The organism is Streptomyces sp. NPDC019224, assembly GCF_040632605.1.
GTDB lineage: Bacteria > Actinomycetota > Actinomycetes > Streptomycetales > Streptomycetaceae > Streptomyces.
On the sequence record NZ_JBEYCF010000024.1, the window covers coordinates 82201 to 105790 of the forward strand.

Annotated in this window: 22 protein-coding genes, 1 pseudogene and 1 riboswitch; of the genes and pseudogenes, 19 read left to right on the forward strand and 4 right to left on the reverse strand. The window is 71.9% G+C overall.

Translation table 11 applies throughout. The features are described 5' to 3' along the window. The 9 genes from lepB (ABZ564_RS17645) to ABZ564_RS17685 all read left to right on the forward strand — a co-directional run. Nucleotides 1-639, forward strand: a 639-nt coding sequence (lepB, locus tag ABZ564_RS17645; RefSeq protein WP_360856704.1) for a signal peptidase I, incomplete at its 5' end; no start/stop codon positions are given. A 49-nt stretch (nt 640-688) separates the two neighbouring features. Beyond that, nucleotides 689-1438, forward strand: coding sequence for a signal peptidase I (gene lepB, locus ABZ564_RS17650; RefSeq protein WP_360856707.1), 750 nt, complete (start codon nt 689-691; stop codon nt 1436-1438). Then, entirely contained in the window at nt 1428-1916 is a 489-nt protein-coding gene (locus ABZ564_RS17655) for an NUDIX hydrolase (protein WP_360856709.1), read from the forward strand. Before lepB (ABZ564_RS17650) ends, ABZ564_RS17655 begins: the two co-directional genes overlap by 11 nt. A 63-nt stretch (nt 1917-1979) precedes the next feature. After that, entirely contained in the window at nt 1980-2288 is a 309-nt protein-coding gene (locus ABZ564_RS17660; RefSeq protein WP_003965949.1) for a DUF2469 domain-containing protein, read from the forward strand. An 84-nt stretch (nt 2289-2372) separates the two neighbouring features. Then, nucleotides 2373-2732, forward strand: a complete 360-nt coding sequence (locus tag ABZ564_RS17665) for a YraN family protein (protein ID WP_360856712.1) — start codon at nt 2373-2375, stop codon at nt 2730-2732. Further along, the gene (locus tag ABZ564_RS17670; protein ID WP_360856715.1) at nt 2732-4357 is read left to right on the forward strand and encodes a YifB family Mg chelatase-like AAA ATPase; all 1626 of its coding nucleotides are present in this window, start codon (nt 2732-2734) and stop codon (nt 4355-4357) included. The genes ABZ564_RS17665 and ABZ564_RS17670 overlap by 1 nt, the downstream gene beginning before the upstream one ends. Further along, the gene (gene dprA, locus ABZ564_RS17675; RefSeq protein WP_360856717.1) at nt 4354-5634 is read left to right on the forward strand and encodes a DNA-processing protein DprA; all 1281 of its coding nucleotides are present in this window, start codon (nt 4354-4356) and stop codon (nt 5632-5634) included. The genes ABZ564_RS17670 and dprA overlap by 4 nt, the downstream gene beginning before the upstream one ends. Nucleotides 5635-5922: 288 nt before the next feature. Beyond that, nucleotides 5923-6759 carry an RNA polymerase sigma factor WhiG gene (gene whiG, locus ABZ564_RS17680; protein WP_360856720.1) on the forward strand — a complete coding sequence of 279 codons (837 nt, stop codon included), beginning with the start codon at nt 5923-5925 and terminating at the stop codon, nt 6757-6759. Between the two features lie 196 nt (nt 6760-6955). Then, entirely contained in the window at nt 6956-7531 is a 576-nt protein-coding gene (locus ABZ564_RS17685; protein ID WP_360856759.1) for a helix-turn-helix domain-containing protein, read from the forward strand. Between the two features lie 257 nt (nt 7532-7788). Here the strand turns inward: ABZ564_RS17685 and ABZ564_RS17690 are convergent. Then, nucleotides 7789-8364 (reverse strand): annotated as a pseudogene (locus ABZ564_RS17690) (M23 family metallopeptidase); the annotation flags it as partial. Nucleotides 8365-8640: 276 nt separating this feature from the next. Between ABZ564_RS17690 and rpsB the strand changes: the two are divergent. The 9 genes from rpsB to ABZ564_RS17735 all read left to right on the forward strand — a co-directional run bounded on the left by rpsB (nt 8641) and on the right by ABZ564_RS17735 (nt 18553). After that, nucleotides 8641-9549 (forward strand): 30S ribosomal protein S2, encoded by a 909-nt coding sequence (gene rpsB, locus ABZ564_RS17695; RefSeq protein WP_360856723.1) that lies wholly within the window; start codon nt 8641-8643, stop codon nt 9547-9549. Nucleotides 9550-9670: 121 nt separating this feature from the next. Next, nucleotides 9671-10507 carry a translation elongation factor Ts gene (gene tsf / locus ABZ564_RS17700; protein WP_360856726.1) on the forward strand — a complete coding sequence of 279 codons (837 nt, stop codon included), beginning with the start codon at nt 9671-9673 and terminating at the stop codon, nt 10505-10507. Nucleotides 10508-10665: 158 nt separating this feature from the next. After that, nucleotides 10666-11442 (forward strand): UMP kinase, encoded by a 777-nt coding sequence (gene pyrH / locus ABZ564_RS17705; RefSeq protein ID WP_360856729.1) that lies wholly within the window; start codon nt 10666-10668, stop codon nt 11440-11442. Between the two features lie 159 nt (nt 11443-11601). Next, entirely contained in the window at nt 11602-12159 is a 558-nt protein-coding gene (gene frr / locus ABZ564_RS17710; RefSeq protein ID WP_018102371.1) for a ribosome recycling factor, read from the forward strand. After that, entirely contained in the window at nt 12159-13247 is a 1089-nt protein-coding gene (locus ABZ564_RS17715; RefSeq protein WP_360856732.1) for a phosphatidate cytidylyltransferase, read from the forward strand. The genes frr and ABZ564_RS17715 overlap by 1 nt, the downstream gene beginning before the upstream one ends. A 104-nt stretch (nt 13248-13351) precedes the next feature. Beyond that, nucleotides 13352-14458 carry a 23S rRNA (adenine(2503)-C(2))-methyltransferase RlmN gene (gene rlmN, locus ABZ564_RS17720; protein ID WP_164401695.1) on the forward strand — a complete coding sequence of 369 codons (1107 nt, stop codon included), beginning with the start codon at nt 13352-13354 and terminating at the stop codon, nt 14456-14458. Between the two features lie 78 nt (nt 14459-14536). Beyond that, nucleotides 14537-14653, forward strand: a riboswitch (TPP riboswitch). An 82-nt stretch (nt 14654-14735) separates the two neighbouring features. Further along, nucleotides 14736-15833, forward strand: a complete 1098-nt coding sequence (locus ABZ564_RS17725; RefSeq protein WP_360856735.1) for a thiamine ABC transporter substrate-binding protein — start codon at nt 14736-14738, stop codon at nt 15831-15833. Between the two features lie 86 nt (nt 15834-15919). Next, on the forward strand, nt 15920-17524 hold the full coding sequence (locus tag ABZ564_RS17730) for an iron ABC transporter permease (protein WP_360856738.1): 1605 nt from the start codon (nt 15920-15922) through the stop codon (nt 17522-17524). A 3-nt stretch (nt 17525-17527) separates the two neighbouring features. Then, a complete protein-coding gene (locus ABZ564_RS17735; protein ID WP_360856741.1) occupies nt 17528-18553 on the forward strand; it encodes an ABC transporter ATP-binding protein in 1026 nt (341 codons plus the stop codon). 42 nt (nt 18554-18595) lie between these two features. On the opposite strand, the gene ABZ564_RS17740 is transcribed toward ABZ564_RS17735, so the two are convergent. From ABZ564_RS17740 to ABZ564_RS17750, 3 genes are all read right to left on the reverse strand, one after another. Continuing rightward, complete coding sequence (locus tag ABZ564_RS17740; protein WP_360856743.1) at nt 18596-19726, reverse strand: LOG family protein; 1131 nt, start codon at nt 19724-19726, stop codon at nt 18596-18598. Nucleotides 19727-19822: 96 nt separating this feature from the next. Next, complete coding sequence (locus ABZ564_RS17745) at nt 19823-20962, reverse strand: hypothetical protein (RefSeq protein WP_360856746.1); 1140 nt, start codon at nt 20960-20962, stop codon at nt 19823-19825. 26 nt (nt 20963-20988) lie between these two features. Further along, nucleotides 20989-21726, reverse strand: coding sequence for an ATP-binding cassette domain-containing protein (locus ABZ564_RS17750; RefSeq protein WP_360856749.1), 738 nt, complete (start codon nt 21724-21726; stop codon nt 20989-20991). A gap of 349 nt (nt 21727-22075) precedes the next feature. Between ABZ564_RS17750 and ABZ564_RS17755 the strand changes: the two genes are divergently transcribed. Next, nucleotides 22076-23515 (forward strand): gamma-aminobutyraldehyde dehydrogenase, encoded by a 1440-nt coding sequence (locus tag ABZ564_RS17755; RefSeq protein WP_360856752.1) that lies wholly within the window; start codon nt 22076-22078, stop codon nt 23513-23515. The last annotated feature ends 75 nt before the right edge of the window (nt 23516-23590 follow it).

Consider the following 23590-nt stretch of genomic DNA (forward strand, 5'->3'; position numbering starts at 1 on the left):
ACGCTGCAGCGGGGTGACCGGGTGCTGGTGGACAAGCTGACGCCGTGGTTCGGGTCGGAGCCGGAGCGCGGCGAGGTCGTCGTCTTCCACGACCCGGACGGGTGGCTGGACGGCGAGCCGACCCCGAAGTCCAACGCGGCGCAGAAGTTCCTGAGCTTCGTCGGACTGATGCCGTCCGCCGAGGAGAAGGACCTGATCAAGCGGGTCATCGCGGTCGGCGGTGACACGGTGGAGTGCAAGAAGGGCGGCCCGGTCGAGGTCAACGGCAAGGCGCTCGACGACAAGTCCTTCATCTTCGAGGGCAACAGCGCCTGCGACGACATGCCCTTCGGCCCGTTCAAGGTGCCCGACGGCAAGATCTGGGTGATGGGCGACCACCGCCAGGACTCCTCGGACTCGCGTTACCACACCGGCGACGTCAACAAGGGCTTCGTGCCGGTGAGCCAGGTCGTGGGCCGGGCCGTGGTCGTGGCCTGGCCGGTGGGCCGCTGGTCGGCGCTCTCCGTCCCGGACACCTTCGACCAGCCCGGCATCAGCGCCGCGGCCGGCGCCGCACCGGGCGTTCTGGGACTCGCGGGCGCGCTCCCGCTCGTCCTCCGGCGCAGGCGGAGGCTGACCTCCGGGCGTACTGCCGGGTAGGGTGCCCACGCGGATCAGCGATTGTCGATCTCCGATGGGGGACGCCGGTATGGGTGCAACAGGTCGTACGGACGACGGCCGCGGCCGGCTCGGCAGCAAGCTGTCCGGAGCGGCCGTGGCCCTCGGCTGTGTGCTCTTCCTCGGCGGCTTCGTCTGGGGGGCGCTGATCTACCGGCCCTACACGGTGCCCACCGGGTCGATGACGCCGACGGTGAACGCGGGCGCCAAGGTCCTCGCGCAGCGGGTGGACGGCAGCGAGGTCCGGCGCGGTGACGTGGTCGTGTTCACCGACCCGGAGTGGGGCGACACACCGATGGTGAAGCGGGTCGTCGGGACCGGCGGCGACAAGATCGCCTGCTGCGGCAAGGACGGCCGCCTCACCGTCAACGGCATACCCGTCGACGAACCGTATCTGCGGTCGTCCGGCCGGGCCTCGGGAGAGGACTTCACCGCCGAGGTCCCGAAGGGCCGGCTCTTCCTGCTGGGCGACGACCGCACGGTCTCGCAGGACTCCCGGGTCCATCTGGAGGACGCCACCGACGGGTCGGTGCCCCGCGACTTCGTGGAGGCCAGGATCGACGCCGTCGCCTGGCCGCTGGGTTCCATGATCGGCCGGCCCGAGGCCTTCGCCGCGCTGCCGGGCGGCGTCTCGTCGGCCGGCCCGCTGAAACTCCAGCTGACCGCGATGGCCGTGGGCATGGTGCTGATCCTGGGCGGAGCGGCGTACGGTCCGCTCGCGGCCCGTGCAGCCCGGCCGAAGCGGAGCGCGCAGCCGAAGGCGGCCGCCGGTGCCTGCTGAGGTGCGCAGGGTCGCCCGCCTGGTACTCCTCGATCCGGACGACCGCATCCTGCTGATGCACGGCTTCGAACCGGAGGATCCGGCCCGCACCTGGTGGTTCACTCCGGGCGGCGGTCTGGAGGGCGACGAGACCCACGAGCGGGCCGCGCTGCGCGAGCTGGCCGAGGAGACCGGGATCACTGACGTCGAACTGGGCCCGGTGCTCTGGCGGCGCCGGTGCTCCTTCCCCTTCGACGGCCGGCGCTGGGAGCAGGACGAGTGGTATTTCCTGGCCCGTACGGCACAGACAGCCACGGACACCAGTGGGCATACAGGGCTGGAACGCCGCAGTGTCACGGGTCTGAGGTGGTGGACCTCCGCCGAACTGTCGTCGGCGCGTGAGACGGTGTACCCGACCGGGCTCGCCGACCTGCTCCGGAGGCTGCTCGACGAGGGACCTCCGCGTACGCCGGTCGTCCTGGCCCCCGAAAGCGCCTGAGCGACCGGGGCGCCGGAGCCTGGCGCACAATGGGGAAACGCACGGCTGAAGGGGAACATGCCAATGAGCGCCGAGGACCTCGAGAAGTACGAGACCGAGATGGAGCTGAAGCTCTACCGGGAGTACCGCGATGTCGTCGGTCTGTTCAAATATGTGATCGAGACCGAGCGGCGCTTCTACCTCACCAACGACTACGAGATGCAGGTGCACTCGGTCCAGGGCGAGGTGTTCTTCGAGGTGTCCATGGCGGACGCCTGGGTCTGGGACATGTACCGGCCCGCACGATTTGTCAAGCAGGTACGGGTGCTGACGTTCAAGGACGTCAACATCGAGGAGCTCAACAAGAGCGATCTCGAACTTCCGGGTGGCTGAGTTATCCACAATCGCCCGCTTGTCCACCAAGATCCACTGAAGTAGGGCGGACGCGTCAGAGTCGGTGCCGGAGGTGGTGCCGATATGAACGCACGGGGGGCTCTCGGGCGGTACGGCGAGGACCTGGCGGCGCGGCTGCTGGCCGACGCCGGCATGTCCGTACTGGAACGGAACTGGCGCTGTCGCGCCGGTGAGATCGACATCGTCGCGATGGACGGTGACGCACTCGTCATCTGCGAGGTGAAGACCCGCAGATCGGGCGTGTTCGAGCACCCGATGGCCGCGCTCACCCCGGCCAAGGCGGACCGGCTGCGACGGCTGGCCGCGCTCTGGCTGGAGCGCCACGGCGGTCCGCCGGCGGGCGGGGTGCGCATCGACCTGGTGGGTGTGGTGCTGCCCGAGCGCGGCGCACCCCTGGCCGAGCATGCGCGGGGGGTGGCCTGATGGGGTTCGCGCGTGCCCGCTCGGTGGCCCTGGTGGGCGTCGAGGGCGTGGTGGTGGAGGTCCAGGCGGACCTGGAGGCCGGGGTGGCGGCGTTCACCCTGGTGGGGCTGCCGGACAAGAGCCTGGTGGAGAGCCGGGACCGGGTCAGGGCGGCCGTGGTCAACTCCGGGGCCCAGTGGCCGCAGAAGAAGCTCACCGTGGGACTTTCCCCGGCCTCGGTGCCCAAAGGAGGATCGGGTTTCGACCTCGCTGTGGCGTGCGCGGTGCTCGGCGCGGCGGAGCGGATCGATCCGGCGTCGATCGACGACGTGGTGATGATCGGGGAGCTGGGGCTTGACGGCCGGGTGCGCCCGGTACGGGGCGTGCTGCCCGCCGTCCTGGCGGCGGCCGACGCGGGCTACCGGCAGGTGGTCGTCCCGGAACAGACCGCGGGCGAGGCGGCCCTCGTGCCCGGCGTCTCCGTGCTCGGCGTGCGCAGTCTGCGGCAGCTGATCGCGGTGCTGTGCGACGAGCCGGTGCCGGACGAACAGCGGCCCCACGAGGAGGGCCGCCCCGATCCCATGCTCGCCGGGCTGATGGTGCCCGGCGCCGGGCTGGGCAGCGGCCTCGCCAGGGGCCCGGCGGCGGGGGAGAGCGGTCGGCCGGACCTGGCGGACGTGGCGGGCCAGGAGCGGCCGCGCAAGGCCCTGGAGATCGCCGCGGCCGGCGGCCACCACCTCCTGCTGACCGGTCCGCCGGGTGCGGGCAAGACCATGCTGGCCGAGCGCATGCCCGCGATCCTGCCGCAACTCACCCGGCAGGAATCCCTCGAAGTGACCGCCGTGCACTCGGTCGCCGGCATCCTGCCCCAGGGCGAGCCGCTGGTCTCCCGGGCACCGTACTGCGCGCCGCACCACTCGGCGACCATGCAGTCGCTGATCGGCGGGGGCAACGGGCTGCCCAGGCCGGGCGCCGTCTCGCTCGCTCATCGGGGGATCCTCTTCCTGGACGAGGCACCGGAGTTTTCGGTCAAGACGCTGGACGCGCTGCGCCAGCCCCTGGAGTCCGGCTACGTCGTGGTGGCACGCAGCGCCGGGGTGGTGCGGCTGCCGGCCCGGTTCCTGATGGTGCTCGCCGCGAACCCGTGTCCGTGCGGGCGGCACACCCTGCGCGGAGGAGGCTGCGAGTGCCCGCCGTCGGCGGTGCGGCGTTACCAGGCCAGGCTCTCCGGGCCGCTGCTCGACCGGGTGGACCTCCGGGTGGCCGTCGAACCGGTCACGCGTGAGGACCTGATGGGGCGGGGCGGCCGGGGCGAGTCCACCGCGACCGTCGCCGACCGGGTGCTGGAGGCCCGCGCGCGGGCGGCCGAGCGGCTGGCGGGTACACCTTGGACGACCAACAGCGAGGTGCCCGGCCATGAGCTGCGGACCCGGCTGGCCGCGGCCCCGGGCGCGCTGATGGTGGCCGAGCAGGACATGGAGCGAGGGCTGCTCACCGCACGGGGCCTGGACCGGGTGCTGCGGGTCGCGTGGACGGTCGCGGACCTCCGCGGCGCCGCCCGCCCGGACGCTTCGGACGTCGCGGCAGCCCTGGAACTGCGCAGCGGCATTCCGCGCGGGGCCGCGCTGGGGGTGGGGGCGGCATGACGGGGGAGGAGACGGCGCGCGAGGGCGGTGCGGCGGTGACGGCCGCCTGGCAGTGCGGCGGAGGAGCCGAGTCCGGCGGCGCGACGGTGGCGGCCGGTGGGGCCGAAACGTCGGCCGGCGGCGTGAGCGCGGGGGAGCGGCTGGCGCGTGCGGCGCTGACCAGGGTGCTGGAGCCGGGCGACGAGCGGGGCGGCCGGTGGCTGCGGGAATGCGGTGCGGTGGAGCTCTGGCGGCGGATCACGGCCCCGGGCGGGGAGGCCCAGCGGCTGCGCGGCATGACGGGGCGGCGGCTGGCAGGCTACCGGCTCAGGGCCGCCGGGGCCGACCCGGAGCGCGACCTGGCGGCGGTCGCGGCGGTCGGAGGGCGCTTCGTCTGCCCCGGCGATCGCGAGTGGCCGACCCAGCTCGACGACCTGGGCGACGCGAGGCCGACCGGGCTGTGGGTGCGGGGCGGGCCCGATCTGCGGCTCTGGGCGCTGCGGTCGGTCGCGGTGGTCGGCGCCCGTGCCTGCACGCCGTACGGGGCGCACATGGCGACGACGTTGGGCGCGGGGCTCGCGGAGCGGGGCTGGGTGGTCGTCTCGGGCGCCGCCTTCGGGGTGGACGGGGCGGCGCACCGGGGAGCGCTGGCTGCCGGCGGCGCGACGGTGGCGGTGCTGGCCTGTGGGGTGGACGTGGCCTACCCCCGCGGGCACGCCGAGCTGATCGGGCGGGTGGCCGGACAAGGGCTCGTCATCGGTGAGCTGCCGCCGTCCGAGCACCCCACGCGCAGCCGGTTCATCCTCCGGAACAGGGTGATCGCCGCATTGACGCGAGGGACGGTGGTCGTGGAGGCGGAGTACCGCAGCGGTTCCCTGGTCACGGCTCGTGTCGCGCAGCGGCTCGGACGTTTCACCATGGGAGTTCCGGGGCCGGCGACCAGCGGCCTGTCGGCCGGCGTCCACGAACTCCTGCGCGGAGAAGGCGTGCTGGTGACGGACGCCGCGGAAGTCGCCGAGCTGGTGGGGAACATCGGGGACCTGGCGCCGGCCAGGAGCGGTCCGGTGCTGGCCCGCGACCTCCTCGACGCCGTCGCCGGGACGGTGCTCGACGCCCTGCCGGCCCGTACCGCCGTCAACGCCAGGGAGGTGGCGCGCGCCGCCGGGACGAGCGCCGACGAGGCCCTCGCCAAGCTGTACGAACTGCACTCACTGGGATTCGTCGAACGCGAGGGCGAGGGATGGAGGTTGACGCGGCGGCCCACTTGCCGGGACGACGCGCGGCGAGGCGATTCTTGATCCGGGGCATTCGGGTGAAAAGGTGATGCCGATGACCTCGGCGGACGCTTCGACGGTGGCTCCGGGGCCGATGCCTGCGGCGACGGCCCCGGGCGCCCGACGTGTCCGCACCCCGATGGGCTGTCATGTCCTCGGCCAGGTCGCGCGTCATGTCCGTACGCCCGGGAGCGCACGGTCCCCATCCTTTATCCTGCGCGCACCGCGACAACCCAGTCACGCTACGCTCACAAGGATTCCGCCCCAGAGACAAGTCCCAGTACTTCACGGCAGAACGGCTCAAGGCACCACATGCCCCAGCACACCTCCGGGTCTGACCGCGCGGCAGTACCACCGGCTGCGCGTGGCACTGTGCGCCCTCCCGCCCCGTCCTCGCTCGACGAGTTGTGGCGTTCGTACAAGACGACGGGCGACGGACGGCTGCGGGAGCAGCTGATCCTGCACTACTCGCCCCTGGTGAAGTACGTCGCCGGACGGGTGAGCGTGGGCCTGCCGTCCAACGTCGAGCAGGCGGACTTCGTCTCGTCCGGGGTGTTCGGGCTGATCGACGCGATCGAGAAGTTCGACATCGAACGGGCCATCAAGTTCGAGACGTATGCGATCACCCGCATCCGCGGCGCGATGATCGACGAACTCCGGGCGCTGGACTGGATTCCCCGCTCCGTGCGGCAGAAGGCGCGTGCCGTCGAACGTGCCTACGCCACGCTGGAGGCGCAGCTGCGCCGCACCCCCTCCGAGGCGGAGGTCGCGGCGGAGATGGACGTCACGCTGGACGAACTGCACGCGGTTTTCAGTCAGTTGTCCCTGGCCAATGTCGTGGCGCTGGAGGAGCTGCTCCACGTCGGCGGCGAGGGCGGTGACCGGCTGAGCCTGATGGACACGCTGGAGGACACCACCGCCGACGACCCGGTGGAGGTGGCGGAGGGCCGCGAGCTGAGGCGGCTGCTCGCCCGGGCGATCAACACCCTCCCGGACCGCGAGAAGACGGTCGTCACGCTCTACTACTACGAGGGCCTGACCCTCGCCGAGATCGGCAACGTCCTCGGGGTCACCGAGAGCCGGGTCAGCCAGATCCACACCAAGTCGGTCCTCCAACTCCGCGCGAAGCTGGCGGACGCGGGCCGCTGAGCGATGGGCCCGCGGGACGGGTCGGCCGGCCTTGTGTCGCGCCCCCTGCCGCCCGGGCCGCGTCGCCGCCCTGCCGTGAGGGGCGCCCTCGATTCCGCCGCCGAGTACTCCGGTTCGGCCACCTCGGGGCCGCGCGCGTTCGTTGTGGCGGCCCTCGCCGTAGAGTGGAGGCGTGCCCAGGATTCGAGCGGCCTCCGTGGCCGAGCACCGGACCATGCAGCGCGGCGCCCTCCTGGACGCAGCGCGTTCCCTGCTGTCCGAAGGGGGCACGGAAGCACTGACCTTCCCCGCTCTCGCCGAACGCACGGGCCTCGCACGCTCTTCCGTCTACGAGTACTTCCGCTCCCGCGCCGCCGTCGTCGAGGAACTGTGCGCCGTCGACTTCCCCGTCTGGGCGGCCGAGGTGGAGAGCGCGATGGAGCGGGCGGGCACGCCCGAGGAGAAGATCGAGGCGTACGTCCGGCGCCAGCTCGACCTCGTCGGGGACCGGCGCCACCGGGCCGTGGCCGCGATCTCCGCCAGCGAACTGGACGCGGGCGCGCGCGAGAAGATCCGGGCCGCGCACGGCGGGCTGATCGCCATGATCGTCGAAGCGCTCGGCGACCTCGGCCACGAGGAGCCCCGCCTCGCGGCGATGCTGCTGCAGGGCTCCGTGGACGCGGCGGTCCGGCGTATCGAGCTGAGCGTGGCGGAGGAACCCGGCGTCATCGCGGACACCGCCGTCGCCATGATCCTTGACGGGGTCCGGGGCGCCGCCTGCGCCCGGGACTGACCCCGGCGCCGTCGCCACGGCACGGCGAGCACCACCAGCACGGCGGGCGCGGCGCTCTCGTGGACGGTCGCGGCCCCCGCCCCGGCCCATGCCGGAAGCGGCCCGGCTGCCGCTGAGCCCGGCCCCGCGGCCGCCTCCGCCCCGGCTCCCGAAGCCGCCCGCCGCGGATCCGCCCCCGCGCCCGGCGCTTCCCCGGCGCCCGCGGGCGACCGGGCCGTCACTGAAGCCGCCTCCGCGCTCGCTCCCGACGCCGTCCCCGGCAACGGCACCCCGAACACCGGCAGCAGGCGCGAGGGGGCGCGGCGCAGCAACGACGGCGGTAGCAGCGACAGCGGGTCCAGGTACGGGTCCGCGCGGCGCAGGCCCCAGTGCAGGCAGGCCGCAGCACAGTGGAACGGCCCCGCGTCCAGCACGGCCACCACTTGTCCCACCGTGATCTCGTCGCCCTTCGCGACGAGCGGGCGCACCGGCTCGTACGTGATCCGCAGCGGCGGGTCGCCCGTTCCGGCGACCTCGATCGAGACCACCCCGCGACCGGCGACCTCGCCCGCGAACGAGACCCGGCCCGCCGCCGCGGCCAGCACGTCGGTGTCCGGCGCGGCGGCCAGATCCACCCCCCGGTGGCCCGGCCCGTACGGACCGGCGGGCGGCTCCCATCCCCGTACCACCGCGGGACGCCCCGCCAGGGGCCAGACACGCTCGTCGTCGTTCGCCGCCGCCGTGGCGGCGAGCGGCCGGCTGCCCCAGGCGGCCAGCACGGCCAGCACGACAGCCCGGCGCAGCCACCACCGCGCCCGTGTCCGGGCGGCCGCCCGGTCGGATGTGATTCGCATGGCGCCACCGTCCCCCGCCGGCGGTGTCCGCGGGGATCACGGCCCGGATCTGTGGACTACCCGCCGGTTGTGGACAGCGCCGTCACCCGGGACCCGGACGGTCCCGTACACTTCTACTGGCGATCCGGGTCACCGGGTCGACTTCGCACGCCCCGCCACCACCCGCTCAGCGGAGGTGGCCGCGCCCCTCGGTCCCTCGTGGAACGGCGCGCCGGGACGTCAGGCGTGGCAGCAAACCCGCTGCCGCGGTAACCGAGTACCTCAAGGAGTACGGCCATGGCCGTCGTCACGATGCGGGAGCTGCTGGAGAGCGGCGTCCACTTCGGTCACCAGACCCGTCGCTGGAACCCGAAGATGAAGCGCTTCATCTTCACCGAGCGCAACGGCATCTACATCATCGACCTGCTCCAGTCGCTGTCGTACATCGACCGCGCCTACGAGTTCGTCAAGGAGACCGTCGCGCACGGCGGCTCCATCATGTTCGTGGGTACGAAGAAGCAGGCCCAGGAGGCCATCGCCGAGCAGGCGACGCGCGTCGGCATGCCGTACGTCAACCAGCGCTGGCTGGGTGGCATGCTCACCAACTTCTCCACCGTCTACAAGCGCCTTCAGCGTCTGAAGGAGCTGGAGCTCATCGACTTCGAGGACGTGGCCGCCTCCGGCCTCACCAAGAAGGAGCTCCTGGTCCTCTCCCGCGAGAAGGCCAAGCTGGAGAAGACCCTCGGTGGTATCCGCGAGATGCAGAAGGTGCCGAGCGCCGTCTGGGTCGTCGACACCAAGAAGGAGCACATCGCCGTCGGTGAGGCGCGCAAGCTCCACATCCCGGTCGTCGCGATCCTCGACACCAACTGCGACCCCGACGAGGTCGACTACAAGATTCCGGGCAACGACGACGCGATCCGCTCCGTCACCCTGCTCACCCGCGTGATCGCCGACGCCGTCGCCGAGGGCCTCATCGCCCGCTCCGGCGCCGCGACCGGCGACTCGAAGCCGGGCGAGAAGGCCGCCGGCGAGCCCCTCGCCGAGTGGGAGCGTGACCTGCTCGAGGGTGACAAGAAGGCCGACGCCGAGGTCCAGTCCTCCGTCGAGACCGAGAAGGACGCCGCCGCCGACGCGGAGCCGGCCGCCATCGCCGCCGAGCAGGCCGAGGCCGAGGCCCCGGCCGCGGACGCCGAGCAGGCCTGACACCCGTCACGGCTGAAGACGGCGGGGACGGTACCCCCGGGGCGTGTGGTGAAACACGCCCCGGCACCGCCCCCGCCGTCCACCCGTAGATCTTTCAGACTTCGAGAGAGAACACAGACTCATGGCGAACTACACCGCCGCTGACGTCAAGAAGCTCCGCGAGCTCACCGGCGCCGGCATGATGGACTGCAAGAAGGCGCTCGACGAGGCCGACGGCAACGTCGACGGAGCCGTCGAGGCGCTGCGTATCAAGGGCCAGAAGGGCGTCGCCAAGCGCGAGGGCCGTTCCGCCGAGAACGGCGCGGTCGTCTCCCTCCTTTCCGAGGACAAGACGTCCGGCGTTCTGGTCGAGCTGAAGTGCGAGACCGACTTCGTCGCCAAGGGTGACAAGTTCCAGGCCGTCGCCAATGCCCTGGCCGCGCACGTCGCCGCGACCTCCCCGGCCGACCTGGAGGCGCTGCTCGCCTCCGAGATCGAGGCCGGCAAGACCGTCCAGGCGTACGTGGACGAGGCCAACGCCAACCTCGGCGAGAAGATCGTCCTGGACCGCTTCGCGCAGTTCCAGGGTGCTTACGTCTCCGTCTACATGCACCGCACCATGCCCGACCTGCCGCCGCAGATCGGTGTCATGGTCGAGCTGGACAAGGCCGACGCCGACCTGGCCAAGGGCATCGCCCAGCACATCGCCGCCTTCGCGCCGAAGTACCTCTCCCGCGAGGACGTCCCGGCCGAGGTCGTCGAGGCCGAGCGCCGCGTCGCCGAGGAGACCACCCGCGCCGAGGGCAAGCCCGAGGCCGCCCTCCCGAAGATCGTCGAGGGTCGCGTCAACGGCTTCTTCAAGGAGGCCACCCTCCTCGGCCAGCCGTACGCGCTGGACAACAAGAAGTCGGTCCAGAAGGTTCTGGACGAGGCCGGTGTCACCCTGAAGCGCTTCACGCGTATCAAGGTCGGCATCTGAGTCCGTCCGCGAAAAACGGCGGACCCGATAGGGTCTGGTGCAGTCGACGGCCGCACACCGCCGTACGACCGCAGATCTGACGAGGAGGCCATTGCCGCTGTAGGGACACCAGACCCACCGGCAATGGCCTTCTTCGTATGTGCACGAGGAGAATCCCCATGAACAAGGGCGCGGACGCCGCCAAAGAAGACCACAAGCGCGAGGACGGCAAGGTGCCCGGACGCTTCATGCTGAAGCTGTCCGGAGAGGCGTTCGCCGGCGGCGGGGGTCTCGGTGTCGACCCCGACGTCGTGCACGCCATCGCCCGCGAGATCGCGGCGGTCGTCCGGGACGGGGCGGAGATCGCGATCGTCATCGGCGGCGGCAACTTCTTCCGCGGCGCCGAACTCCAGCAGCGCGGCATGGACCGGGCCCGCTCCGACTACATGGGCATGCTCGGCACCGTGATGAACTGCCTCGCACTCCAGGACTTCCTGGAGAAGGAGGGCATCGACTCCCGCGTCCAGACCGCCATCACCATGGGCCAGGTCGCGGAGCCGTACATCCCGCTGCGCGCCGTACGGCACCTGGAGAAGGGCCGGGTCGTCATCTTCGGCGCCGGCATGGGCATGCCGTACTTCTCCACCGACACCACCGCCGCCCAGCGCGCCCTGGAGATCGACGCCGAGGCGCTGCTCATGGGGAAGAACGGCGTGGACGGGGTCTACGACTCCGACCCGAAGACCAACCCCGCCGCGGTGAAGTTCGACGCGCTGGAGTACAGCGAGGTGCTCGCCCGCGACCTCAAGGTCGCCGACGCCACCGCCATCACCCTCTGCCGTGACAACGAGCTGCCGATCCTCGTCTTCGAGCTCACCGCCGCCGGCAATATCGCCCGCGCCGTCAAGGGTGAGAAGATCGGCACGCTCGTGAGCGACCAGGACACCCGCGCCTGACAACGGGTGCTTCCACCGGTGAGGCCCGGTGGAGCCCGGGGCGCGGGACCGCCCCCGGAAGATGGACAACGGCCTGCCGGTCGGACACCGTGCAGGTGAGGACGCGACGCAGGACCCGCCGGGCCCGCCGGGCCCGTTCAAGACACGCAGGAGCACGTGGTGATCGAAGAAACCCTCCTCGAGGCCGAGGAGAAGATGGAGAAGGCCGTCGTCGTCGCGAAAGAGGACTTCGCCGCGATCCGTACCGGCCGTGCGCACCCGGCGATGTTCAACAAGATCGTCGCCGACTACTACGGCGCGCCGACCCCGATCAACCAGCTGGCCTCGTTCTCGGTGCCCGAGCCCCGTATGGCCGTCGTGACGCCGTTCGACAAGACCGCGCTGCGCAACATCGAGCAGGCCATCCGCGACTCGGACCTCGGCGTCAACCCGAGCAACGACGGCAACATCATCCGGGTCAACTTCCCCGAGCTGACCGAGGAGCGCCGCCGCGACTACATCAAGGTCGCGAAGACCAAGGCCGAGGACTCCAAGATCTCGATCCGGGCCGTCCGCCGCAAGGCCAAGGAAGCGCTCGACAAGCTGGTCAAGGACAAGGAGTCCGGCGAGGACGAGGTGCGCCGTGCCGAGAAGGAGCTCGACGACACCACCGCGAAGTACGTCGCGCAGGTGGACGAGCTGCTGAAGCACAAGGAAGCCGAGCTGCTCGAAGTCTGATGAACGACTCTTCCTGGGGCGCTCCGCAGGGCGCCGGCCACGGGGTGGCGCCGGAGATGCGGACCGCTGCGGCGGGTCCTGCCTACGATGTGTATGACGCCCAGCAGACTCGGCCCATGCCCATCGTGCCGGACGTTCCCGACGCAGGTAGAGACGCTGAAGACCGTGATCACCGGGAACAGGGGGCCGGACGCCTGAGCGGCGGCCCCCTGTTCCGCGACGAGAAGCCGCAGGAGCCCATGCCCACCGCGCCGCCGCCGCCCCCGCAGAAGAAGCGCGCGGGCCGGGACCTGGGAGCCGCCATAGGGGTCGGCCTGGGGCTCGGCGCCCTGGTCGTCGTCTCGCTCTTCTTCGTCAAGGAAGTCTTCGTCGGCGTCATCGTGCTCGCCGTCGTCGTGGGGCTGTGGGAGCTCACCTCCCGCCTGGAGGAGCGCAAGGGCATCAAGGCGCCCCTCGTACCACTCGCGGTCGGCGGCGCCGCCATGGTCGTCGCCGGGTACGCGCGCGGGGCCGAGGGCGCCTGGGCCGCCATGGCCCTGACCGCCCTGACGGTGCTCGTGTGGCGGATGGCCCAGCCGCCCGAGGACTACCTCAGGGACGTCACGGCGGGCATCTTCGCCGCGTTCTACGTGCCCTTCCTGGCCACCTTCGTCGCCCTGCTCCTGACGGCCGACGACGGGCCGCAGCGGGTACTGACCTTCCTGCTGCTGACCGTGGTCAGCGACACCGGGGCGTACGCCGTGGGCTGGCGGTTCGGCAAGCACAAGCTCGCGCCGCGCATCAGCCCCGGCAAGACCCGCGAGGGCCTGTTCGGGGCGGTCGGCTTCGCCATGGTGGCGGGTGCGCTGTGCATGCAGTTCCTGATCGACGACGGTTCCTGGTGGCAGGGGCTGCTGCTGGGCCTCGCGGTGGCGGCCAGCGCCACTCTCGGTGACCTGGGCGAGTCCATGATCAAGCGCGACCTCGGCATCAAGGACATGGGGACGCTGCTGCCCGGTCACGGCGGGATCATGGACCGGCTGGACTCGCTGCTGCCGACCGCTCCGGTGGTCTGGCTGCTGCTGGTCCTCTTCGTCGGCTCCGGCTGAACGGCCCCGGGCACCCCCGCCCCGACCTGCGATTTCACCAGCGAAGGTCCGTCGCCCACAGGGCGGCGGGCCTTCGCCGTTCCGTCTGCGACACTGGAAGAACCATGCCTAAGCCCGGAGAACTCACTTTCGTCGCGCCCCGCGGAGCCAAGAAGCCGCCGCGGCACCTCGCCGACCTCACGCCCGCCGAGCGCAGGGAGGCCGTCGCCGCGATCGGCGAGAAGCCGTTCCGCGCCCAGCAGCTCTCACAGCACTACTTCGCGCGGTACGCGCACGATCCGGCCGAGTGGACCAACATCCCGGCCGGATCGCGGGACAAGCTCGCCGAGGCGATGTTCCCCGACCTGATGTCCGTCGTCCGGCACATCAGCTGCGACGACGACACCACCCGCAAGACCCTGTGGAAGCTGCACGACGGGACGCTGGTCGAGTCCGTCCTGATGCGCTACCCGGAGCGGGTCACGATGTGCATCTCCTCGCAGGCCGGCTGCGGGATGAACTGCCCGTTCTGCGCCACCGGACAGGCCGGTCTCGACCGCAACCTCTCCACCGCGGAGATCGTCCACCAGATCGTGGACGGCATGCGGGCGCTGCGTGACGGCGAGGTCCCCGGCGGCCCCGCCCGGCTCTCCAACATCGTGTTCATGGGCATGGGCGAGCCGCTGGCCAACTACAACCGCGTCGTCGGCGCGATCCGCCGGCTGACCGACCCCGAGCCCGACGGCCTCGGCCTCTCGCAGCGCGGGATCACGGTCTCCACCGTCGGTCTGGTGCCCGCGATGCTGCGGTTCGCCGACGAGGGCTTCAAGTGCCGTCTCGCGGTCTCGCTGCACGCCCCGGACGACGAACTGCGCGACACCCTCGTGCCGGTCAACACCCGGTGGAAGGTGCGCGAGGTGCTGGACGCGGCGTGGGAGTACGCGGAGAAGTCCGGCCGCCGCATCTCCATCGAGTACGCCCTGATCCGCGACATCAACGACCAGGCCTGGCGCGGCGACCTGCTGGGCCGGCTCCTCAAGGGCAAGCGCGTCCACGTCAACCTGATCCCGCTGAACCCGACCCCCGGCTCCAAGTGGACCGCGTCGCGCCCTGAGGACGAGCGGGCGTTCGTCGAGGCCATCGCGAGCCACGGCGTGCCCGTCACCGTCCGTGACACCCGGGGCCAGGAGATCGACGGCGCCTGCGGGCAGCTGGCGGCCTCCGAACGCTGAGGGCGGGCGATCCGGGGCCCCGGGTGCCCGGGGACTCGGCCGAAAACGGCCGTGTAGCCTGGGGCCGAAATCAACTGCATATTCCGACAGGGGAGCGCCACAGCGCTGAGAGTGCGGCACCAAGGACAGGTTGGCCGCAGACCCTCTGAACCTCGCCCGGGTCATTCCGGGTAGGAAGTTCGGACCATACTCAAGCTGTTGCGCCCTGCCCGCTTCCGGTTCCCGCCGGTGCGGGCAGGGCCGCGTCTCTTCCTGGTCACTCCAGGAGGAATCACACATGAGCACCACCCAGAAGGCCGCGGTGGCGGCCGTCGCCGCCGCGCTGGGCGTCACCGCGCTGGCCGGCTGCGGAAGTTCCGACGACTCGGCGTCCGGCTCCACGAAGGACGCCGGCTCCAAGACCGTCACGCTCGTCAGCCACGACTCCTTCAACGCCTCCAAGGACGTGCTGAAGGAGTTCACCCGGCAGACCGGCTACACCGTCAAGGTCCTCAAGAGCGGTGACGCGGGCGCCGCCCTGAACCAGGAGATCCTGACCAAGGGCTCCCCGCGCGGCGACGTGTTCTTCGGCGTCGACAACACCCTGCTCTCGCGGGCCCTCGACAACGGCCTGTTCACGCCGTACGAGGCCAAGGGGCTCGACCGGGTCGCGGCCGATGTCCAGCTGGACGCGGACAAGCACCGGGTCACCCCGGTCGACACCGGCGACATCTGCGTCAACTACGACAAGAAGTACTTCGCCGACAAGAAGCTCGCGCCGCCGCAGACCTTCGCCGACCTGGCGAAGCCCGCCTACAAGGACCTGCTCGTCACCGAGAACGCGGCGACCTCCTCGCCCGGTCTCGGTTTCCTCCTCGGTACCGTCGCCACCTTCGGCGAGGACGGCTACCAGGACTACTGGAAGAAGCTGAAGGACAACGGCGTCAAGGTCGTCGACGGCTGGGAGCAGGCGTACAACGAGGAGTTCTCCGGCTCCGCCGGCGGCAAGAAGGCCAAGGCCGACCGGCCGCTCGTCGTCAGCTACGCCTCCAGCCCGCCGGTCGAGGTGCTGTACGCCGACCCGCGGCCCAAGACCGCGCCCACCGGCGTCGCCACCGGGACGTGCTTCCGCCAGATCGAGTTCGCCGGTCTCCTGGACGGGGCGAAGAACGAGGCCGGCGGCAAGGCCCTGCTGGACTTCCTGATCGGGAAGGAGTTCCAGGAGGACATGCCGCTGACCATGTTCGTCAGTCCGGTCGCGAAGGACGCGAAGGTGCCCGAGCTCTTCACGAAGTTCGGTGCCACGGCCGACAAGCCGGCGACCGTCGCCCCGGACACCATCGCCAAGAACCGTGAGCAGTGGGTCCAGTCATGGTCCTCGCTCGTAGTGAAGTAGCGAAGACTCCCGTACGCGGACCGGGCGCGCGCGGGAAGTCCGCACGCGCCCGGTCCCGGCGCGGGAGCGCGGTGCGGCTCGGTCTGATGGCCGTACCCGTCGCGTTCTTCGCCGTGTTCTTCGCCTACCCCGTCGCCGCGATCGTGGGCCGGGGGCTCAAGGCGGACGGCGTCTGGCAGTTCGGCCGGTTCGGCGAGGTGCTGGCCCGGCCGGAGATCCGCGACGTGCTGTGGTTCACGCTGTGGCAGGCGCTCGCCTCGACCGCGCTCACCCTGTTGATCGCGCTGCCCGGCGCGTACGTCTTCGCCCGGTTCGACTTCCCCGGCAAGCAGGTGCTGCGGGCCGTGGTCACGGTGCCGTTCGTGCTGCCGACCGTCGTCGTGGGCACCGCCTTCCTCGCGCTGCTCGGGCGCGGCGGGCTGCTCGACGAGCTGTGGGGCGTACGGCTGGACACCACCGTGTGGGCGATCCTGCTGGCCCACGTGTTCTTCAACTACGCGGTCGTCGTCCGCACCGTCGGGGGGCTCTGGGCGCAGCTCGACCCGCGCCAGGAGGAGGCCGCCCGGGTGCTGGGCGCGAGCCGGTTCACCGCCTGGCGGCGCGTCACCCTGCCCGCCCTCGCCCCGGCCGTGGCCGCCGCCGCGCTGATGGTCTTCCTCTTCACCTTCACCTCCTTCGGCGTCGTGCAGATCCTCGGCGGGCCCGGCTTCTCCACGCTGGAGGTGGAGATCTACCGGCAGACCGCGCAACTGCTCGCCCTGCCCACGGCCGCCGTGCTGACGCTCGTGCAGTTCGCCGCCGTCGGCGCGATCCTCGCCGTGCACGCCTGGACCGTACGCCGCAGGGAGCGCGCGCTGAAGCTGGTCGACCCGGCGATGACGGCGCGCAGGCCGCGCGGCGCCGGGCAGTGGACGCTGCTCGCCGGGGTACTGCTGAGCGTGCTCCTGCTGATCCTGCTGCCGCTCGCCGTGCTCGTCGAACGCTCGCTCGGCGGCTCCGGCCTCGCCTACTACCGCGCGCTCACCTCGGCGGACGCCAACAGCGGTACGTTCCTCGTCGCACCCATCGAGGCCATCGGGAACTCGCTGCGCTACGCCCTCGTCGCGACCCTGATCGCCCTGGTTGTCGGGGGACTGGCCGCCGCCGCGCTCACCCGGCGGGCCGGCCGGCTCGTCCGGGGCTTCGACGCACTGCTGATGCTTCCGCTCGGCGTCTCCGCGGTCACCGTCGGCTTCGGCTTCCTGATCACCCTGGACAAGCCGCCGCTGGACCTCCGTACCTCCTGGATCCTGGTGCCGCTCGCCCAGGCGCTGGTCGGGGTGCCCTTCGTCGTACGGATCATGCTGCCGGTCCTGCGCGCGGTGGACGCCCGGCTGCGCGAGGCGGCGGCGGTGCTCGGAGCCTCGCCGCTGCGGGCCTGGCGCGAGGTGGACCTCCCGCTGGTACGGCGGGCGCTGCTGGTCGCCGCAGGGTTCGCGTTCGCCGTGTCACTCGGGGAGTTCGGGGCGACCGTGTTCATCGCGCGGCCCGACAACCCGACGCTGCCGGTGGCCGTCGCCCGGCTGCTCGGCCGGTCCGGGGACCTCAACTACGGCCAGGCCATGGCCCTCAGCACCATCCTGATGCTCGTGTGCGCGGTGTCGCTGCTGCTGCTCGAACGCATCCGCACCGACCGCTCCGGGGAGTTCTAGAAGATGCTCACGCTCGAATCGGCCACCGTCCGCTTCGGTGACCGGACCGCGCTCGACGGAGTGGACCTGGAGGTCGCCGACCACGAGATCGTCTGCGTGCTCGGGCCGAGCGGCAGCGGCAAGTCCACCCTGCTGCGCCTGGTCGCCGGGCTCCAGGAGCCGGACGGCGGCCGGGTCCTGCTCGACGGCACCGACCAGGACGGCATCCCGGTGCACCGGCGCGGCCTCGGCCTGATGTTCCAGGACCACCAGCTCTTCCCGCACCGGGACGTCGGCGCCAACGTCGCCTTCGGCCTGCGGATGCACGGCGCCGGGCGGGGCGAACAGGACCGCCGGGTCGCCGAACTCCTCGACCTCGTGGGTCTTCCCGGCGCCGAACGCCGCGCCGTCGCCGCGCTCTCCGGCGGCGAGCAGCAGCGCGTCGCCCTCGCCCGGGCCCTCGCCCCCAGCCCCAGGCTCCTGATGCTGGACGAGCCCCTGGGGCAACTGGACCGCAGTCTGCGCGAACGGCTCGTCGTCGAACTGCGCGCCCTCTTCGGCCGGCTCGGCACCACCGTGCTCGCCGTCACCCACGACCAGGGCGAGGCGTTCGCGCTGGCCGACCGGGTCGTCGTGATGCGCGAGGGGCGCGTCGCCCAGGTGGGCACCCCGCTGGAGGTGTGGCAGCACCCCGCCTCCGCCTTCGTGGCGCGGTTCCTGGGCTTCGACAACGTGGTCGAGGCCACCGTCGAGGGGGAGGCGGCGGCCACGGACTGGGGCGAGGTGCCGGTGCCGGCCGGGTCACCGCAGGGGGCGTGCGATCTGCTGGTGCGGCCGGCCGGGGTGCGGATCGGCGGGCCGGAGAAGGGGCTGCGCTGTGTCGTGGGGGCGCGGACCTTCCGGGGCAGCCATGTCGCCGTGACCCTGCGTCCGGAGCGTGGTCCGGTGCTGGAGGCCGAATGCCCGCTGCGCGGGACGCCGGAGGAGGGGGCGCGGGTCGGCGTCACCTTCGACGCCTCGGAGAGCGTGGTGCTGCCCGCCCGGTTCTGAGGGGGAGCCGCGTTGACGCTCCCCTCCGAGGGGCCGCCGCGTTTACGCTCCCCGGAGGCGGGCAAGGGCGCCGGGTGCTTCCTCGGCCGTGTCGACCAGTGCGATGCGGGACTCCATCCTCCGCCCGACGGCCAGCGTTTGCAGCAACTGCCAGGCGGGAAGCTCCCGCGTCCAGTGGTCGCGGCCCACCAGCACCATCGGAACCGGTTCGCCGCGCGAGCCGTAGTAGTTCGGGGTGGCGCTGTCGAAGATCTCCTGGACGGTGCCGGCCGCGCCCGGGAGGAAGATCACGCCCGCGTTCGACCGTGCCAGCAGCCCGTCCTCGCGCAGCGCGTTGGTGAAGTACTTGGCGATGTGCCCGGCGAACGGATTCGGCGGCTCGTGGCCGTAGAACCAGGTGGGGATCGACACGGAGGGGCCGCCGCACGGCCAGCGCTCCCGTACCGCGAAGGCCGCCCGCGCCCAGTCGGTGACCGAGGGGGTGAAGGACGGGACCGTGCCGAGCGTCGCGCACGCCTCGTCGAGCATCGCGTCGGGGTGCGGCGCCGCGTACGCTCCCAGGTTGGCCGCCTCCATCGCGCCCGGGCCTCCTCCCGTGGCCACGGTGAGACCGCTGCGGGCCAGGGTCCTGCCGAGCCGGGCCGCCGCCGCGTAACCGGCGCTGCCCCGGGCCGTCGCGTGCCCGCCCATCACACCGACCACCCTGGCCCCGGCCAGCACCTCCTCCAGCGCGTCGGAGACCGCGTCGTCGTGGAGCGCCCGGAGCATCGAGGCGAACGCGTCGCCGTCCGACCGGGTCCGCTGGAACCAGTCGTAGGCGAGGGCGTCCGGCGTGTCCGCGTAACCCTTCCGCGCGAGTCCGTCGTAGAGCGCTTCGGGGGAGTAGAGCAGGCCCCGGTACGGGTCGAACGGCAGACCGGGGACGGGCGGGAAGACGAAGGCGCCGCCGGCCCGGACCTTCGCCTCGGGCCCGGGCTCCATCGGGCAGCCGAGGAACACGGTGCCGGAGGTGTCCGTGGCCAGCAGGGCCGCGCTCCGCTGCGTCAGGTCCACGGACTGCACACGGCAGCCGGCCAGCGAACCGGCGGCCACCGCCGCGTCGAACTCGGCCAGCGACTCGATCTCGTCGCCGTGGGCGCTCTTGTTCTCGTCCGGGCTCTCCACGGAGCTCATGCTACGAAACGCTCATCCGGGAAGTGCGCGTGCCCGGAAACGCGCGGACCGACCCGGCGGGGCGCCCGGCCGGTCCGGGGGTCGCGTCGAGCGGTCTCAGGGCGTCAGCGGCAGCGCGGCCAGTTCGGCGATCGCCCAGGTGAGGGGCGCGAAGAGCACCAGCAGTGCCACGGCGCGCAACGCGGTCGCCGCGCGCAGCGCCGAGGCCTGGGCGCCGAGACGCAGCAGCGCCCGGGCCGTTTCGGCGCGGGCCTGCCGGGCCTCCAGGGCCGAGGTCAGCAGCGTTGCCGTGGTGCAGCCGATGACGAGCACCGCCCCGAGCGCGGTGAGCGGGCCGAACGGCCGCGGGCCGGTCCCGTAGAGCGCGAAGGCGGCGATGACCGCCGACAGGACCGCGCAGACGATGCCGAGGGGGCGGCCGATCCGCCGCGCCTCGTCCATCAGGACCCGGCCGGCCAGCAGGCGTACGGCCCCGGGCCGGGCCGTCTGGAGCAGCTTGCCGCACAGGTACGTCAGGCCGGGGCCCGCCGTGGCCAGGCCGAGCGCCGTCAGCGTCCACCCGACGAGTACCCAGGCCGGTGTGGCGTCGAGCTTGCCGGGAAGCGGGAAGGGGCTGCCGCCCGTGCCCCGGCTCGCGTACGCCTCGACGGCGAGACCGGCGGCCGTCAGGGCCACGCCCCAGGGAAGCCCGGCGGGCGGCGCGGCGGGGGCGGGGAACTCCTCCGCGGGCACCAGGTCGCCTGTGTCGTCGGCCTCGCGCGCCGCCCGCACGGGACGGTTGCGCAGTGCCAGCGCACTGGCCGTCGCGGCCGCCGCCGGCGCCAGGGCCAGCAGCACCAGGACGGCGGCGACCGGCAGCGGGGCGTCCGCGCCGAGCAGATCGGCGGCGGCACCGTCGAATGGCAGGCCCGACAGGTCGCCGCGCAGGTGGAGGAAGAACAGCAGCGCCACCATGGAGCCGAGGGCGCACGAGACGGCGGTGGAGGCCGCGGCGAGCGCGCTGAGCCGCACCGGGCCGAGACCCACGGCGGACAGCCCGGTACGCGGCTGGGTGCTCGGGTCCGTACGAGCCACGGCGACGGCGAACTGCACGGTGGCGGCCAGCGGGATGAAGCACCACAGCAGTCGCAGCACCGAACCGGCCGAGTGGGCGGGGTGCCCGGCGGCGTAACCGAGGGTGCACAGGAAGAGGAAACCGACCCCGGCGGAGGCGGCCGCGACCAGCAGCCGCCGCATCAGGACCAGTGGATGGGAACCGCGGGCTAGACGGAGAGCGAGCACGCCGCGCGCCCCTCCGGATCGGCTTCGGCGGGCAGGGCGACCGTGGAGACGCGGCGCCCGTCGAGCAGGGGCACCACGCGGTCGGCGAGTGAGGCGATCTCGGCGTCGTGCGTGGAGAGCACCACCGTGATCCCGTGCGAGCGGGCGGCGCTGGTCAGGGTCCGCAGGACGTGGGTGCGGTCGGTGCGGTGCAGCGCCGCGGTCGGCTCGTCGGCGAAGATCACCGAGGGGCTCGCGGCCAGGGCGCGGGCCACGGAGATCCGCTGGCGCTGGCTCTGCTGGAGGGTGTGCGGGCGCTTCTTGGCGCACATGCCGATGTCGAGGCGCTCCAGCCACTCCATGGCGGTCTTCTTGGCCTCCCGGTGCGAGGTGCCGCGCAGCAGGAGCGGGAGGGCGGTGTTCTCCCAGGTGTTCAGCTCCGGGACGAGTTGCGGTTCGGGGGCGATCCAGCCGAACTTGTCGCGGCGCAGCCGCTCGCGCAGCCGCGGTCCCATCGTGTGGACGGGGACGCTGTTGAACCAGACCTCGCCCTGCTCAGGCACGAGCTGGCCGGAGAGGCAGTGCAGCAGGGTCGTCTTGCCGCTGCCGCGCGGGCCGGTCACCGCGAGGATCTCGCCTTCGCGGATGCCCAGGGAGACCCCGCCGAGCGCGGGAGAGCCGTTGTGGGAGTGCTGCAGGGAACGTGCCCAGATCACATCGTTGTCCGGCGGGGCCACCATGGCGTACACCTCGGTTCAGATCAGATATCCCGTCCCCCGTACGGGGGAACGAAGAGGGGGCCGATCGGTCACTCGGCACCGTAAGGATTCGGATCGTGGTGAGCGGACAGCACGCGGCCCTGGTCCGCCTCTTCCCACTCGATCGGGCGCATCCGCGCTGCGCCGGGCGTATGAGATGACTGTCGGGGAGCTGCGGCCGGACGGCCAGGGGCGGACCGGGACGGGATTGATCGGGCAACTGCTCGAATGATCGCTCTCGGGTTCGTTTGTGGTCTTGCCCGTCGCTGTGCGGGGGCGTCCGACTACGCTGGTCGTCTCACCCATGGGACTCACATCAGGAGGGGTGGCCGTGACCGCCGAGGTACGCCGTCTGCGCAACTACATCAACGGGGAGTTCCGGGACGCCGCCGACGGGCGGACGATCGACGTGGTCAACCCGGTGACCGAGGAGGTCTACGCGACCTCGCCGCTCTCCGGCCCCGCCGACGTCGACGCCGCGATGGCCGCCGCCGCGGCCGCGTTCCCTGCCTGGCGCGACACCACACCGGCCGAGCGCCAGCGCGCCCTGCTCAAGATCGCGGACGCGTTCGAGGAGCGGGCCGAGGACCTCATCGCCGCCGAGTCCGAGAACACCGGCAAGCCGATCGCGCTGACCCGGACCGAAGAGATCCCGCCGATGGTGGACCAGATCCGCTTCTTCGCGGGTGCCGCCCGGCTTCTGGAGGGGCGCTCGGCCGGTGAGTACATGGAGGGGCTGACCTCCATCGTGCGGCGCGAGCCGGTCGGTGTCTGCGCGCAGGTCGCGCCGTGGAACTACCCGATGATGATGGCCGTCTGGAAGTTCGCCCCGGCGCTCGCCGCGGGCAACACCGTCGTGATCAAGCCCTCCGACACCACGCCGGCCTCCACCGTGCTGATCGCGGAGATCATCGGGCAGATCCTGCCCAAGGGCGTCTTCAACGTCATCTGCGGCGACCGTGACACCGGCCGCGCGATGGTCGAGCACCGGACCCCGGCGATGGCGTCCATCACCGGCTCGGTGCGGGCCGGCATGCAGGTCGCCGAGTCGGCCGCCAAGGACGTCAAGCGGGTCCACCTGGAGCTCGGCGGCAAGGCGCCCGTCGTCGTCTTCGAGGACACCGACCTCGCCAAGGCCGTCGAGGACATCTCGGTCGCGGGTTACTTCAACGCCGGTCAGGACTGCACCGCGGCGACCCGCGTCCTGGTCCACGAGTCCATCCACGACGAATTCGTCACCGCGCTCGCCAAGGCCGCCGCCGGCACGAAGACCGGCCTGCCGGACGACGAGGACGTGCTCTACGGCCCGCTGAACAACGCCAATCAGCTGGCCCAGGTCAGCGGCTTCATCGAGCGCCTCCCCGCCCACGCCCGGGTCGAAGCGGGCGGCCACCGGGTCGGTGACAAGGGCTACTTCTACGCCCCCACGGTCGTCTCCGGCCTCAAGCAGGACGACGAGATCATCCAGAACGAGGTCTTCGGCCCGGTCATCACCGTCCAGTCGTTCCGGGACGAGGCCCAGGCGGTGGAGTGGGCCAACGGCGTCGACTACGCCCTGGCCTCCTCGGTGTGGACGAAGGACCACGCGCGCGCCATGCGGATGTCCAAGAACCTGGACTTCGGCTGTGTCTGGATCAACACCCACATCCCGCTGGTCGCCGAGATGCCGCACGGCGGTTTCAAGAAGTCCGGTTACGGCAAGGACCTTTCGGCCTACGGCTTCGAGGACTACACGCGCATCAAGCACGTCATGACCTCCATCGAGGGCTGACATCCCGTCCCCGAACACCTCCCGGACCTGCTGGAGTGGATCACCCGCGTCCGTACCGGCCTCGACGAGGCCGAC